This window comes from Methyloceanibacter superfactus (genome assembly GCF_001723305.1).
Lineage (GTDB): Bacteria > Pseudomonadota > Alphaproteobacteria > Rhizobiales > Methyloligellaceae > Methyloceanibacter > Methyloceanibacter superfactus.
The window spans coordinates 82,545-95,013 of record NZ_LPWF01000028.1 but is presented as its reverse complement, the minus strand read 5'-3'; the positions used below and the strand labels follow the sequence as shown (position 1 = coordinate 95,013).

Annotated in this window: 11 protein-coding genes and 2 pseudogenes; 9 read left to right on the top strand and 4 right to left on the bottom strand. The window is 64.6% G+C overall.

Annotation, left to right across the window (positions count from 1 at the left end; all coding sequences use genetic code 11):
* The first annotated feature begins 64 nt into the window (after nt 1–64).
* Entirely contained in the window at nt 65–1,093 is a 1,029-nt protein-coding gene (locus tag AUC69_RS11175) for a flagellar motor protein MotA (protein WP_069442221.1), read from the top strand.
* 2 nt (nt 1,094–1,095) lie between these two features.
* Nucleotides 1,096–2,124: a peptidoglycan -binding protein gene (locus AUC69_RS11170; RefSeq protein WP_069442220.1), complete on the top strand. Its 1,029-nt coding sequence runs from the start codon at nt 1,096–1,098 to the stop codon at nt 2,122–2,124.
* Nucleotides 2,125–2,126: 2 nt separating this feature from the next.
* Here AUC69_RS11170 and AUC69_RS19395 read toward each other — a convergent pair whose 3' ends face one another.
* Nucleotides 2,127–2,849 (bottom strand): ABC transporter ATP-binding protein, encoded by a 723-nt coding sequence (locus tag AUC69_RS19395; protein WP_342018576.1) that lies wholly within the window; start codon nt 2,847–2,849, stop codon nt 2,127–2,129.
* The gene (locus AUC69_RS19390; protein ID WP_342018575.1) at nt 2,786–3,991 is read right to left on the bottom strand and encodes an ABC transporter transmembrane domain-containing protein; all 1,206 of its coding nucleotides are present in this window, start codon (nt 3,989–3,991) and stop codon (nt 2,786–2,788) included. The genes AUC69_RS19395 and AUC69_RS19390 overlap by 64 nt, the downstream gene beginning before the upstream one ends.
* Nucleotides 3,992–4,153: 162 nt before the next feature.
* Here AUC69_RS19390 and rpmE point away from each other — a divergent pair, with 162 nt between their 5' ends.
* Nucleotides 4,154–4,375: a 50S ribosomal protein L31 gene (gene rpmE / locus AUC69_RS11160; RefSeq protein WP_069442219.1), complete on the top strand. Its 222-nt coding sequence runs from the start codon at nt 4,154–4,156 to the stop codon at nt 4,373–4,375.
* 122 nt (nt 4,376–4,497) lie between these two features.
* Here rpmE and AUC69_RS16430 read toward each other — a convergent pair.
* Nucleotides 4,498–4,814, bottom strand: a pseudogene (locus AUC69_RS16430) (DUF1465 family protein); the annotation flags it as partial.
* Nucleotides 4,815–5,186: 372 nt separating this feature from the next.
* Nucleotides 5,187–5,375, bottom strand: coding sequence for a DUF1192 domain-containing protein (locus AUC69_RS11150; protein WP_069442217.1), 189 nt, complete (start codon nt 5,373–5,375; stop codon nt 5,187–5,189).
* A gap of 132 nt (nt 5,376–5,507) precedes the next feature.
* On the opposite strand from AUC69_RS11150, the gene AUC69_RS11145 reads away from it, so the two are divergent.
* The 6 genes and pseudogenes from AUC69_RS11145 to AUC69_RS11120 all read left to right on the top strand — a co-directional run bounded on the left by AUC69_RS11145 (nt 5,508) and on the right by AUC69_RS11120 (nt 12,460).
* Complete coding sequence (locus tag AUC69_RS11145) at nt 5,508–6,503, top strand: NAD(P)H-quinone oxidoreductase (RefSeq protein WP_244500217.1); 996 nt, start codon at nt 5,508–5,510, stop codon at nt 6,501–6,503.
* A 139-nt stretch (nt 6,504–6,642) separates the two neighbouring features.
* Nucleotides 6,643–7,404, top strand: coding sequence for a DUF1013 domain-containing protein (locus AUC69_RS11140; protein WP_083239354.1), 762 nt, complete (start codon nt 6,643–6,645; stop codon nt 7,402–7,404).
* Between the two features lie 444 nt (nt 7,405–7,848).
* A pseudogene (locus AUC69_RS11135) lies at nt 7,849–9,470 on the top strand (acyl-CoA synthetase).
* Nucleotides 9,471–9,506: 36 nt separating this feature from the next.
* Nucleotides 9,507–9,896 carry a tautomerase family protein gene (locus tag AUC69_RS11130; RefSeq protein WP_069442216.1) on the top strand — a complete coding sequence of 130 codons (390 nt, stop codon included), beginning with the start codon at nt 9,507–9,509 and terminating at the stop codon, nt 9,894–9,896.
* A 105-nt stretch (nt 9,897–10,001) separates the two neighbouring features.
* Nucleotides 10,002–10,343 carry a DUF1622 domain-containing protein gene (locus AUC69_RS11125; protein WP_244500216.1) on the top strand — a complete coding sequence of 114 codons (342 nt, stop codon included), beginning with the start codon at nt 10,002–10,004 and terminating at the stop codon, nt 10,341–10,343.
* A gap of 215 nt (nt 10,344–10,558) precedes the next feature.
* Complete coding sequence (locus AUC69_RS11120) at nt 10,559–12,460, top strand: B12-binding domain-containing radical SAM protein (RefSeq protein ID WP_069442214.1); 1,902 nt, start codon at nt 10,559–10,561, stop codon at nt 12,458–12,460.
* The last annotated feature ends 9 nt before the right edge of the window (nt 12,461–12,469 follow it).

Here is a 12,469-nt window from a genome sequence, read left to right as displayed (position 1 = left end):
TTTGCCCGTCAAACTAATCGGCTAATCTTTCGCGCGAAGACCCTCGATCGAACAGCGGCACAAGATGGCACCCAAGCAGTACAAGACGAAGCTCACGCGCCCGCAGGTCTTTCTCTGGCGCATGACGCTGTTCCTGGTGCTGGCGGTGTTGCTGGCCATCATCCTCGACGGGCAGACCGCACAGCTCCGGCGCAGCTTCATGGCCAATCCGGGCCTGAACGCGCTGATCATCGGCGTGCTCCTGGTCGGCGTCGTCTATGCCTTCCGCCAGGTGCTGCGGCTCTATCCGGAAATTCACTGGGTCAATAATTTCCGCATCTCCGACCCCGGCCTCACCGTCGACAAGCAGCCGGTTCTGCTGGCGCCCATGGCCACCATGCTGCGCGACCGCACCGGCCATCTATCCCTGGCGACAGGCTCTACCCGGACCCTACTGGATTCGGTGGCCTCGCGCCTCGACGAGCAGCGCGAGACGACGCGCTACCTCGTCGGCCTTCTCGTCTTCCTCGGTCTGCTCGGCACCTTCTGGGGCTTGCTCCAGACCGTGAGCTCCGTCGGCAACACGATCGCGGCGCTGGACACCACCGGTGGCGAGAACGTGATGCTGTTCGATCAGCTGAAGGAAGGCCTCGCCGGCCCCTTGAGCGGCATGGGTATCGCCTTCTCAAGCTCCCTGTTCGGTTTGGCCGGCTCGCTGATCTTGGGCTTTCTCGATCTGCAAGCGGGCCACGCCCAGAGCCGCTTCTATAACGAGCTCGAGGACTGGCTCTCCAACATCACCGAGTTGCAATCGGCCGATACAGCCGGCGCCGCCAACGTATCGCCGCAGCTGCGCTTCGCCCTGCTCGACATGCAGCGCTCGCTCACCGACCTCAACGAGAAGGTCGAGCTGCGCATCCTCAACGACAACACCGGCGACGCGGTAAAGGATCTCGCCCAAGGCGTCGACAAGCTGATCCGGCAGATGCGCGCCGAGCAGAAGGTCGTGCGCGAATGGGCCGACGAGCAGTCCCAGCAGCAGCAGGAACTCGCCGCGGTGCTGCGCCAGATCACCGGCAAGCCTAAAGTGCCCGCCGGCGGAGAGCGGAGCTAGCCATGGCCTTGGCACGCGCCCGGCGGCGGCGTTACGAGCCGAATTACTGGCCGGGCTTCGTCGACATGCTCTCCACCTTGCTTCTGGTGGTGATCTTCCTCATGGCCATGTTCATGGTCACCAACTACATCATCACCCAGGCCGCCAGCGGCAAGGACACCATGCTGTCGCGGCTCAACCGCCAGCTTTCGGAACTGACCGAGCTGTTGGCGCTGGAGCGCTCGCAGAAGTCCTCGGCGGAAGACAACCTCGCCGCGCTGCAAGCCACCCTGCTCGACAAGACCAAGGAGACGGAGCGCCTCACCGGCCTGCTCGGCGCCGCCACCGGCCAGACCGACAGTGCCGAGGATCGCGCCGCGGCGCTCGGCACCAAGCTGGACAACCAACGCAAGATCACCAATGACGCTCTGGCCAAGGTCGAGCTCCTCAACCAGCAGCTTGCCGCCTTGCGGCTTCAGCTTGCCGCCCTCAATGAAGCGCTGGAGGCCACCGAGGCCAAGGACAAGGAGAGTCAGGCGAAGATCGCCGATCTCGGCCAAAGGCTGAACGTGGCGCTGGCCAAGAAGGTCAAGGAGCTCGCCCAGTACCGCTCCGATTTCTTCGGCAAACTGCGCGCGGCACTGGGCAGCCGGCAGGACTTCAAGATCGTCGGCGACCGCTTCGTGTTTCCCTCCGACGTGCTGTTCGATCGCGGCTCCGCCGATCTCAAGCCGGAGGCCACCTTCCAGCTCGACAAGCTCGCCAATGCGCTACACGAGATCGAAGGCAACATCCCCGCCGATATCCCCTGGGTGATGCGCGTCGACGGCCACACCGACATCACGCCGATCGCCACGGTGGAGTTTCCGTCGAACTGGGAGCTGTCGAGCGCGCGGGCCATCTCGGTGGTGCGTTATCTGATGAGCCAGGGCATTGCGCCCGAGCATCTCGTGGCCGCGGGCTTCGGCGAGTTCCAGCCCATCGATGCGGCGACCACCGACGCCGCGATGGCCAGGAACCGCCGCATCGAACTGAAGCTGACGGAACGCTAGCGCTACTCTGCCGCGTCGGGGGCGAACTGAAGTTCGGCGAGACGCGCATAGATGCCGCCTTTGCGCAGCAACGTCTGATGCGTCCCCTCCTCCGCCAGATGTCCGTGATCGAACACCAGGATGCGGTCGGCGCCGACGACGGTGGACAGCCGGTGAGCGATGACGAGCGTCGTGCGCCCCTCCATCACCTTGTCGAGCGCTTTCTGCACCAGCGTCTCGCTGCTGGCGTCGAGCGCGCTCGTCGCCTCGTCGAGCAGCAGGATCGGCGCGTTGCGCAATACCGCCGCGCGATGGCGATGCGCTGGCGCTGACCCGCCGGACAGCGTGACGCCGCCCTCGCCGAGCACCGTGTCGTAGCCTTGCGGTAGCGCCACGATGAAGTCGTGGGCGAAGGCTGCCTTGGCCGCCTCCTCGATCTCCGCCCGGCTCGCCTCTTCCGCGCCATAGGCGATATTGGCGGCGACGGTATCGGCGAAGAGCGCGGTCTCTTGCGGCACCACGGCGAAGCGGGACCGGAGCGCATGAAGATCGGCCTCGTTCACCGGCACGCCGTCGATCTCCAGCTTGCCGGAGTCCGCGTCGTAGAAGCGCAGCAGCATGGCGAAGACCGTGGTCTTGCCGGCGCCGGACGGACCCACCAGCGCCACGCGCTCGCCGGGCTTCACCGTGAAGTCGACATGGTCGAGCGCGCTCGTTTCGGGACGCAAGGGATAGGTGAAGGACACGTCGCGGAAGGCGATCTCGCCGCGCGGCGGCTCGGGCAGCGCCTTCGGGTTTGCCGGAGATTGGATCGCCGAGGAAACCGAAAGCAGTTCGCCCAGCCGCTCGGCCGCGCCCGTGGCCTGCGCCACCTCGCCCCACACCTCGCTGAGGCTGCGACGCCGGCGGCCGCCAACACCGCATAGAGAACGAACTGGCCGAGCGTGCCGCCGGTCATGGCGCCGGACAGCACGTCCTGGGCGCCATACCACAACACGCCGACGACGGAGGCGAAGACGAGGAAGATGGCAATGGCCGTCAGACCGGCGCGCGCCTTCGCCCGTGCCTTGGCGGCCTCGAAGGACCGGTCCACCGCCGCGCCAAATCGCGCCGCCGTCGCATCCTCATGGGTGAAGAGCTGGAGCACCCGCACCTGCGCCAAGCTCTCGCTCGCGAAAGCCGACGCATGCGCCAGCGTATCTTGCGCCTGGCGCGACAGCGCCCGCACCGAGCGTCCGTAAGCCACGAGCGGCAGCACGATGAAGGGGATGGCAAGGAGCACGGCCAGCGACAATTTCGGGCTGGTCACCACCATCATAATGGCGGCGCCCACGAGCATCAGCGCATTGCGGATCGCCTGCGAGATGGCGGTGCTGGCGGCGGCCTTGACCTGGGTGGTGTCGGCGGTGAGCCGCGACATCATCTCGCCGGAATGCGACACCTCGTAGAAAGCAGGACTCAAGCCCGTCAGATGCCGGAACACATCGCTGCGAATATCGGCCACCACGCGCTCGCCGAGCCAATTCACGCAATAGAACCTGGCGGCGCTGGCCACCGCGAGGACGATACCGACGCCGAGCAGCGTGCCGAAATAGGTGTCGATCAGGTCAGGCTCGATGCCGGAGAAGCCGAGATCGATCATCCGCCGGATGGCCAGCGGCACCGCCAGCGTGGCGGCGGCCGAGACGACCAGCGCCAGGAAGGCCGCGGCGAGCATCGTCTTGTGACGGAAAAGATAGGGCTTGAGCCCGAGCAAAGGACGCAGCGAGACGCGCCTGCCCTTCTCCAACGGCTCGCCGGGAAGCGTTTCCGGCCCATCGGCGCTAGCGGACGGAAGCGGACCGCCAGCTTTTGACTCTCCGCCGGTATTCGGTGTTACGAGTTGCACAAGAAATGCCCAGTCATTCTTTCGGTTGGCCGACTTTAGGGGCGGAAGGCCCTGGCGGGAAGGGCCAGAGCCGCGCCTTTCCGGCGCAGTCTTGTATCGGCCGCCAAGTTCCAGTATAGGCTCGGCTCAATTGAAAACCTGCGGATTTGCAAGGCTAACGCCATGAAGAACGACATTCATCCGGATTACCACCAGATCAAGGTGGTGATGACCGACGGCACCGAGTTCATCACCTATTCGACCTATGGGGCCGAAGGTGACACGCTGAAGCTCGATATCGATCCCAAGACCCACCCGGCCTGGACCGGCGGCGGGCAGCACCTGATCGACCGCGGCGGTCGCGTCAGCCGCTTCAATAAGAAATACGAAGGCTTCCTCAAATAGCCGGTGCTATTCGGCCTCCGGGCCGAAGGCTTCCCGCAAGCGGGACAGCTGCGAGCTGAGCGGGTGGCTGACGTCGCCCGCCGGCGCGGCTGATTCAAATCGAGCATTTGATCGAGACGGACGACCCGCTCCTGGAGCTTGACGCTCTGGTCGATGAGATCGCGCAGGCGCTCGGGCAGGGCGTTGAGGTCCCGGGTCGGCTGATCGGCCCCCGTCGCCGGCAGCTTGATCTTGCGCTGCTCCTCGACGGCCTGCTCCGGCGTAACTCACCTTCGCTGACCGCGCGGCGGATCAGCAGCCATGACGCCAGCTGCATTAACCGTGTGGTGAGGCGCATGCTCTCCGTGGCGTAGGCCAGCGAATGCGGCGGCCGGAGTTTCCGGGCCTCCTTGCGGCCATCGCCGTCGAGATAAGCCGCTGCCGCCTCGACCAGCGCCATGCCTTCACGGAATACGGTTTTGAACTGATCCGAACGCGCGAACTTCGCGCCGAACGAGACCGTCACGCCGTCATAGTTATCGCTTTTTGATGTTCCCGCCATCGCCCCCACTCCGTCACCCTGAGCCGGCGGCATAGTATGCCATGCGGAAGCTCTGTCGTCGCGTACGAGTAACAAAGGTTAACGCGCGAATTCGGCCAAAAAAAAAAGAGCCGCCAAAGGCGGCTCAGGAAGTTAACAGGGAGGCGTCAAACAGAGTGGAACAGGCCACTCAGATCCAGAGGACTGGATAACGCAAACTTACCGCTCAACTCCTAACAAGCAGTTAAGACTAAGCCGGGATTTACCTAAATGAATCGCGCGGCAAGATTCTCAGCGCTTGAATGCGGCTTCCGCGGCGCTCTTCGACGATTGCTTGGTGGCGAGCACCTGCTCCACCCTGTCGATCTCGGCCTTCAGCGTTTCGATCAGCTCCGAAAGCTCGGCGACCGAGTGCTTGCTGAGATCCTGGCCGAGCTCGTGGCTCTTAACCTTCTTCGGTTCGAGATCGTTAAGGTCCATGGGCTCAGTTCCTCAGCTTGATCATAGCACCGCACGCCATATTGTGCTCGAAAGGGAGCCCATCTCATCCTGAGGTGGCCGCGCCTTCGGCCCGCGCGCCTCAGAACGACGGCTTTCAAGACCGAGGGACGCATGCTGCCACAGACCATGACTGTCATCGAAGCACGCGAGAGCGGTGGACCGGAGGTGCTGGTGCCCGGCGAGCGCCCCGTACCGTTACCCGCCGCCGACGAGGTGCTGATCGTGGTCGAGGCGGCCGGCATCAACCGGCCCGACGTGCTCCAGCGCCAGGGACTCTATCCGGCGCCCAAGGGTGCCTCAGACCTGCTCGGGCTCGAAGTGGCCGGCGCCGTCGTGGCCGTGGGCGAGGACGTCACCCGCTTCAAGGAAGGCGACTTCGTCTGCGCCCTGGTCAATGGCGGTGGCTATGCCGAGTTCGCCGTGGCGCCGGAAGCCACCACCCTGCTCGCCCCCGATGGGCTCGACGCGGTGCAGGCCGCGGCACTCCCGGAGACGATCTTCACCGTCTGGCACAATGTGTTCGAGCGCGGCGGATTGCAGGCGGGAGACTGGCTCCTGGTGCATGGCGGCGCGAGCGGCATCGGCACCACCGCCATCCAGCTCGCCACCGCACTTGGCGCCAAGGTGATCGTCACAGTGGGCAGCGCCGACAAGGCGAAAGCGTGCGAGGCGCTGGGCGCCGTCCGCGCCATCAACTACACGCAAGAAGATTTCGTCGAGGTCGTGCGCGAGGTGACCGGCAAGCACGGCTGCGACGTCATCCTCGACATGGTCGGCGGCGACTATATCGAGCGCAATCTCAAGGCCGCGGCGCTGGAAGGCACCATCGTGCAGATCGCCTTCCTCAAGACATCCAAGGTCGAGATCGACCTGATGCGGCTGATGATGCGGCGGCTCACCCTCACCGGCTCGACCTTGCGCGCCCAAACGCCCGAGGCCAAGGCGCGCATGGCGCAAGCCATCGAGGAGCGTGTCTGGCCGCTGGTCACCGCCGGCAAGTTCAAGCCGGTGATCGATTCCACGTTTCCGCTTCTCGAGGCGGCCGACGCGCACAGACGCATCGACGCGCCCGACCATGTCGGCAAGATCATGCTCAAGACGGCGTAAAAACGCCCACAGAGAACCAATTGCTTAGCTGCCCATCAGCCCCTATATAGGAGGCTATTCCCTTCATTTTGTCGGATTGGCTCTTTCGCCTGGAGGGGGCGAGAGAGGCGCCGCCACCCCTTTGAGGCTTGAAACGCTTATGACCCGCACCCCATTGATGCCCAAGGCGACCGCCGTTTGGCTGGTCGACAACACCTCGCTGACCTTCGAGCAGATCGCCGAGTTTTGCGGCCTGCACGTGCTCGAGGTGAAGGGTATTGCCGACGGCGACGTGGCCCACGGCATCAAGGGCATGGACCCGATCTCCTCCGGCCAGCTTTCGCGCGACGAGATCCATATCGCCGAGGAAGATCCCAAGCACCGCCTGCATCTGCTCGAGCCCAAGGTCGAGGTGCCCGAGGTGAAGACCAAGCGCGGGCCGCGCTATACGCCGGTGTCGCGCCGCCAGGACCGGCCCAACGCCATCCTCTGGCTGCTGCGCAATCACCCCGAGCTCAAGGACAGCCAGATCATGCGCCTGGTCGGCACCACCAAGCCGACCATCATCGCCATTCGCGACCGGTCCCATTGGAACTCGCCCAATCTCGTGGCCCAGGACCCGGTGACGCTGGGACTGTGCTCGCAGATCGACCTCGACGCCGACGTGAAGAAGGCCGCGGCGCGGCTCGAGCGCGAACGCAAGAAGGCCGGCATCCCCGACGAGGCGCCGGTGCCTGAGTCCCTGCTGCCGACCGAGGAGACCATTGCGGCCGCCCAGCCTGCGGCCGAGGCCCCGATGGCGTCTGCCCTGGCGCAAGAAGCGCGCGATGCCATGGCCGCCCCCGACGTGGTCGAGGATGCGCGGACGCGAGTCGGTCTTCGCCAAGCTGAAGGACCTGAAGCGCGACGAGCCGTCCGATGACGAGGCCTCCCACGAGGAATCCTCTTCGGAGTAGTCCGCTCCGGGGCAGCTCGCGGCCCTTATGCCTAAAAATCACCGAACGACCGCAACGGCTTAAGGCGTATCGCGGACGCGCGCCGATGCGCGGGCCGCGTGCGGTGCGCCTGGAGCACATCCGGGATTTTGACCTCGATCAAGGCCGCAGGTCGCGGCTGCGTGCAAGCCTTCCCCCCTAAACCGCTCAACAAGGGGGAGCTGTCATGAGCCAAGTCGACATTCTTTATCTCGCATTGGTGCTGGTCGCCTTCGCCGGCTTCGCCGCTGCTCTTGCGTACTATTCGCATAGCTGATCTCCGCCTCCCGCCCGATAAATCGGCAGGAGACGCGGAAGAAGGTTTGATTAGAGGCAGCCGCCTTGGCTAGGGTGCCGCGAGGAAGCGCACCCCACATCCATGGCGGAGGGTCATGGCCAACCCTTACGACACTGGCCTCGACAAAAATCCGGCGAACTACCAGCCGCTGACGCCGCTCGTATTTCTCGAGCGCGCCGCCGCCGTGCATCCGGACCATGCGGCAATCGTCCATGGCGGCGCGACCATCGACTACGCCACCTTCTATCGGCGCAGCCGGCAACTCGCTTCGGCGCTGCAAGGACGCGGCATCGGCGCGGGCGACACCGTCTCGGTGATGCTCGCCAACACGCCCGCCATGCTCGAAGCCCATTACGGCGTGCCCATGTTGGGGGCCGTGCTCCACTCCATCAATACGCGCCTCGACGCGGGCGCCATCGCCTTCATGCTCGACCACGCCGAGACCAAGGTGGTGATCGGCGACACCGAGTACGGTTCCGTGTTGAAAGAGGCGCTCGACCTCGCCGAGGTGAAACCGCTCGTGATCGACTATCGCGATCTAGAATGCGGCGTAGAGGGCGAACGCTTGAGCAATCTCGACTACGAGGAATTCATCGCCGACGGCGATCCCGAATTCGCCTGGCAGATGCCGGACGACGAATGGAACGCGCTTTCGCTCAACTATACGAGCGGCACCACCGGCAATCCCAAGGGCGTCGTCTATCATCACCGCGGCGCGGCGCTCATGTGCTACGCCAACACCATCGCCACCGGCATGGGCCAGCACCCGGTCTATCTGTGGACGCTGCCGATGTTCCACTGCAACGGCTGGTGCTTCCCCTGGTCGATCAGTCTCGTCGCCGGCACGCATGTGTGCCTGCGCGCGGTGCGCGCCAAGCCGATGTTCGACGCCATCGCCGACCACAAGGTGACCCATCTATCAGGCGCGCCGTTCGTCATGGCGGCGCTGCTCGGCGCCACGCCAGAGGAGAAGCGCGACTTCGACCACCGCGTGGCCTTCAACCATGCGGCCGCGCCGCCGCCCGCCGCCGTGCTCGCCAAGATGGACGAGGCGGGCTCGAGCTGACCCATCTCTACGGGCTGACCGAGACATACGGACCCGCCACCTTGAACGAGTGGCACGCGGCCTGGGACGAGCTGCCCTTCGAGGAGCGGCTGCAAAAGCGCATCCGCCAGGGCGTGCGCTATCACGCGCTCGAAGATTTGACGGTCATGGACCCCGCCACCATGGAGAAGACGCCGCGCGACGGCGAGACCATCGGCGAGGTCATGTTCCGCGGCAATATCGTGATGAAGGGCTATCTCAAGAACGCTACGGCGACCGGCGAGGCCTTCGCCGGCGGCTGGTTCCATTCCGGCGATCTCGGCGTCATGCATCCGGACGGCTATATCCAGCTCAAGGACCGCTCCAAGGACATCATCATCTCGGGCGGCGAGAACATCTCCTCCATTGAGGTCGAGGATGTCATCTATCGCCACCCGGACGTGACCGGCGTCGCGGTGGTGGCCAAGCCCGATCCGAAATGGGGCGAGACCCCGTGCGCCTCGTCGAGCTCCGGCCGAGGCGGAAGTGACGGAAGAGAGATCATCGCCTGGTGCCGCGAGAAGCTCGCCCGCTTCAAATGCCCGCGCCACGTGGTCTTCGTCGACCTGCCCAAGACCTCGACCGGCAAGATCCAGAAATTCAAGCTCCGCGACATCGCCCGGGACGTGTGACCGGCCCGAGGCGCTTCAGCATGCTAGAGGCTCAACATGCCCCTCCTCCGCTTTGACCTGATCGAAGGCCGCACCGACGACGAGATGCAGACGCTGCTCGACGCGGCCCACCGCGCCATGCTCGAAGCCTTCAAGGTGCCGGTACGCGACCGCTATCAGATCGTGCATGAGCACAAGCCGGGGCACATGATCGTCGAGGATACAGGCCTCGGCATCCCGCGCACCGACAAGGTGGTGTTCCTGCAAGTGACGTCGCGGCCCCGGAAGCGCGAGCAGAAAGAGGCCTTCTATCGCATCTTATGCGAGGAGCTGGAGACATCTTGCGGCATCGCCCCCTCCGACGTGGTGGTGTCGATCGTGGAGAATTCGGACGAGGACTGGTCCTTCGGCCTCGGGCGCGGCCAGTTCCTCACCGGCGAACTCTAGGCCCCCAATTCCGGCTAGGGCCGAATCGGCTTACCATCCCCGGAGGCTTGCAGGGGAGACGGGCCCATTCCACTCGAAGAGCACTTCAACGTCCTGGCCAGCTATGTGGCGCTCGTCATCGAGATCGGTGCCGTCATTGTCGTGATCATCGGCGGAACCCAGGCGCTGTGGGGCGTGCTCGGCGCCGTTTTCACCGGTCAGGCCACCGAGCTCCGCGGACGCCAGATATGGCTGAAATTCGCCACCTGGATCCTGCTGGCCCTGGAATTCGCCCTCGCCGCCGATATCCTGCGCACCGCCGTGGCCCCCACCTGGGAGGATATCTGGAAGCTGGCGGTGATCGCCACCATCCGGACCATGCTCAACTACTTCCTGGCCAAGGATATCGCCGCCTTCGAGGCCCAGGACGCGGTCCCAGGCCCCCCCGCCAAGCCGGTCTCCTCCTAGGGCCGGTCCGGCCCTAATCCGTTGGACCGCTGCCGGATTCTGTGTAGAGTCAGCCAAGGTCTTTTGGTGCAGCGCAAAAACTGTCCGCGTCGGCGCCGATTGGCACCTACAGGGGATATTTGGGCGCGACGGGCCGGAGCGTCCAACTCAGAGGCGACACGCTAGCGCGAGACCCGCTTCACTGCGCGGGAAGCGCCTCTTCACGGGATTGAGGGATGCTCAAGAGAACACCGACGGCAAAGCCGCGATTCCAATTCATCCTCATCAAGCCGTCGCACTACGACAAGGACGGGTATGTGGTGCAGTGGATGCGTTCGACCATGCCGTCGAACTCGCTGGCCTCCGTGTTCGGCCTGGCGCAGGGCGCCGCCGACCGCGACATCCTCGGCCCCGACCTGCCCATCGACGTGACGGCCATCGACGAGACCAACAAGCGGGTCAAGACGAAGGACATCATCCGCCTCATCGAGGACAATGGCGGCTTGGGCCTGGTCGGCATCGTCGGGGTTCAGTCCAACGAATTTCCCCGCGCGCTCGACATCTCGCGGGAGTTCCGCAAAGCCGGCGTGCAAGTGATGATCGGCGGGTTCCATGTCTCCGGCTGCCTGTCGATGCTTCCGGAGGTCCCCGACGACATCAAGGAAGCGCAAAGCCTCGGCATCTCGATCTTCGCCGGCGAGGCGGAAGAGCATATGGACGACGTGCTGCGCGACGCCGCCCGCGGCGAGCTCCAGCCACTCTACAACCATATGAAGCACCTGCCGTGCCTCGCCGCCGTGCCCTCGCCGCCCTTCCTGCCGCACGATTTCGTGGACCGCACCGTCGGCAACGTGACGAGCTTCGACGCCGGCCGCGGCTGCCCGTTCCAATGCTCGTTCTGCACCATCATCAACGTGCAAGGCCGCAAGTCGCGCTACCGCACGCCCGACAGCGTCGAGCACATCCTGCGCATGAACTACGAGCAGGGCGTGAACCGCTTCTTCATCACCGACGACAATTTCGCCCGCAACAAGGATTGGGAGGCGATCTACGACCGCATCATCAAGCTGCGCGAGGAAGACGGCCTCGACATCCGCTTCATGATCCAGGTCGATACGCTGTGCCACAAAATCCCGAACTTCATCGAGAAATCGAAGCGTGCCGGCGTCACCCGCGTGTTCATCGGGCTTGAGAACATCAACCCGGCGAACCTGATCGCCGCCAAGAAGCGCCAGAACAAGATCACCGAGTATCGAAAGATGCTCCTCGAGTGGAAGCGCGTCGGCATCATGACCTTTGCCGGCTACATCCTCGGCTTCCCCGCCGATACGCCGGAGTCGATCAAGCAGGACCTCGAGATCATCAAGCAAGAGCTGCCGCTCGATATGCTCGAGTTCTTCATCCTGACGCCGCTGCCCGGCTCCGAGGATCACCAGGTGCTCTCGAAAAAGGGGATCTGGATGGATCCCGACATGAACAAATACGAGCTGGAGCACGTCGTCACCGGCCACCCGAAGATGTCGAAGGAAGAATGGCAGGAGGCGTATCGCACCGCTTGGGGCATCTTCTACACCAAGGAGCATATGGAGACGGTGCTGCGCCGCGCTTACGCTTGCGGCATCAACATCCGCTCGCTGATGCCCGTGCTGTTCTGGTTCTCCAACGCCGTGCCGGTGGAAGGCCTGCATCCCCTGCAATGGGGCATCTTCCGCATCAAGCACCGCACCGACCGGCGCTCGGGGCTGCCGATCGAAAACCCGATCAGCTTCTACGCCAAATACGCCGCCGAGATCGCGCGCAAGGCCACGCTGCTCGCCAAGAGCTGGCGCGATCTCAAGAGCATCGTGAAGAAGATCGAAGCCGACCCGAAAGCCAAGGACCATATGGATCAGGCGCTCACGGCCGTGGCCGACGAGGACTCCGAGCATATGGGTCTCTACAACCAGAACGAAGCGGCCCGCGTGGCGGTGGAGCGCGAGCATCGCGTCGCCGGCGTGAAGCCGAAAGCCAACGGCGCGGGCCAGCCTGTCTTGGCGGTCAAGTCGAACGGCAACGGTCATGTCGCCGGCGAACACGGCGCGGCCGACCGTCCGGACAAGGACAAGCGCGTCTCGGAACCTGCATCGCCGCCGGCGTAACGCCGTTCC

Excerpts from the sequence above, each read along its gene's own strand:
- AUC69_RS11150 (WP_069442217.1), bottom strand. The coding sequence starts at position 5,375 with ATGGACCTTAACGATCTCGAACCGAAGAAGGTTAAGAGCCACGAGCTC.
- AUC69_RS11120 (WP_069442214.1), top strand. The coding sequence starts at position 10,559 with ATGCTCAAGAGAACACCGACGGCAAAGCCGCGATTCCAATTCATCCTC.
- AUC69_RS11140 (WP_083239354.1), top strand. The coding sequence starts at position 6,643 with ATGACCCGCACCCCATTGATGCCCAAGGCGACCGCCGTTTGGCTGGTC.
- AUC69_RS11175 (WP_069442221.1), top strand. The coding sequence starts at position 65 with ATGGCACCCAAGCAGTACAAGACGAAGCTCACGCGCCCGCAGGTCTTT.
- AUC69_RS11145 (WP_244500217.1), top strand. The coding sequence starts at position 5,508 with ATGCTGCCACAGACCATGACTGTCATCGAAGCACGCGAGAGCGGTGGA.
- AUC69_RS11170 (WP_069442220.1), top strand. The coding sequence starts at position 1,096 with ATGGCCTTGGCACGCGCCCGGCGGCGGCGTTACGAGCCGAATTACTGG.
- AUC69_RS11130 (WP_069442216.1), top strand. The coding sequence starts at position 9,507 with ATGCCCCTCCTCCGCTTTGACCTGATCGAAGGCCGCACCGACGACGAG.
- rpmE (WP_069442219.1), top strand. The coding sequence starts at position 4,154 with ATGAAGAACGACATTCATCCGGATTACCACCAGATCAAGGTGGTGATG.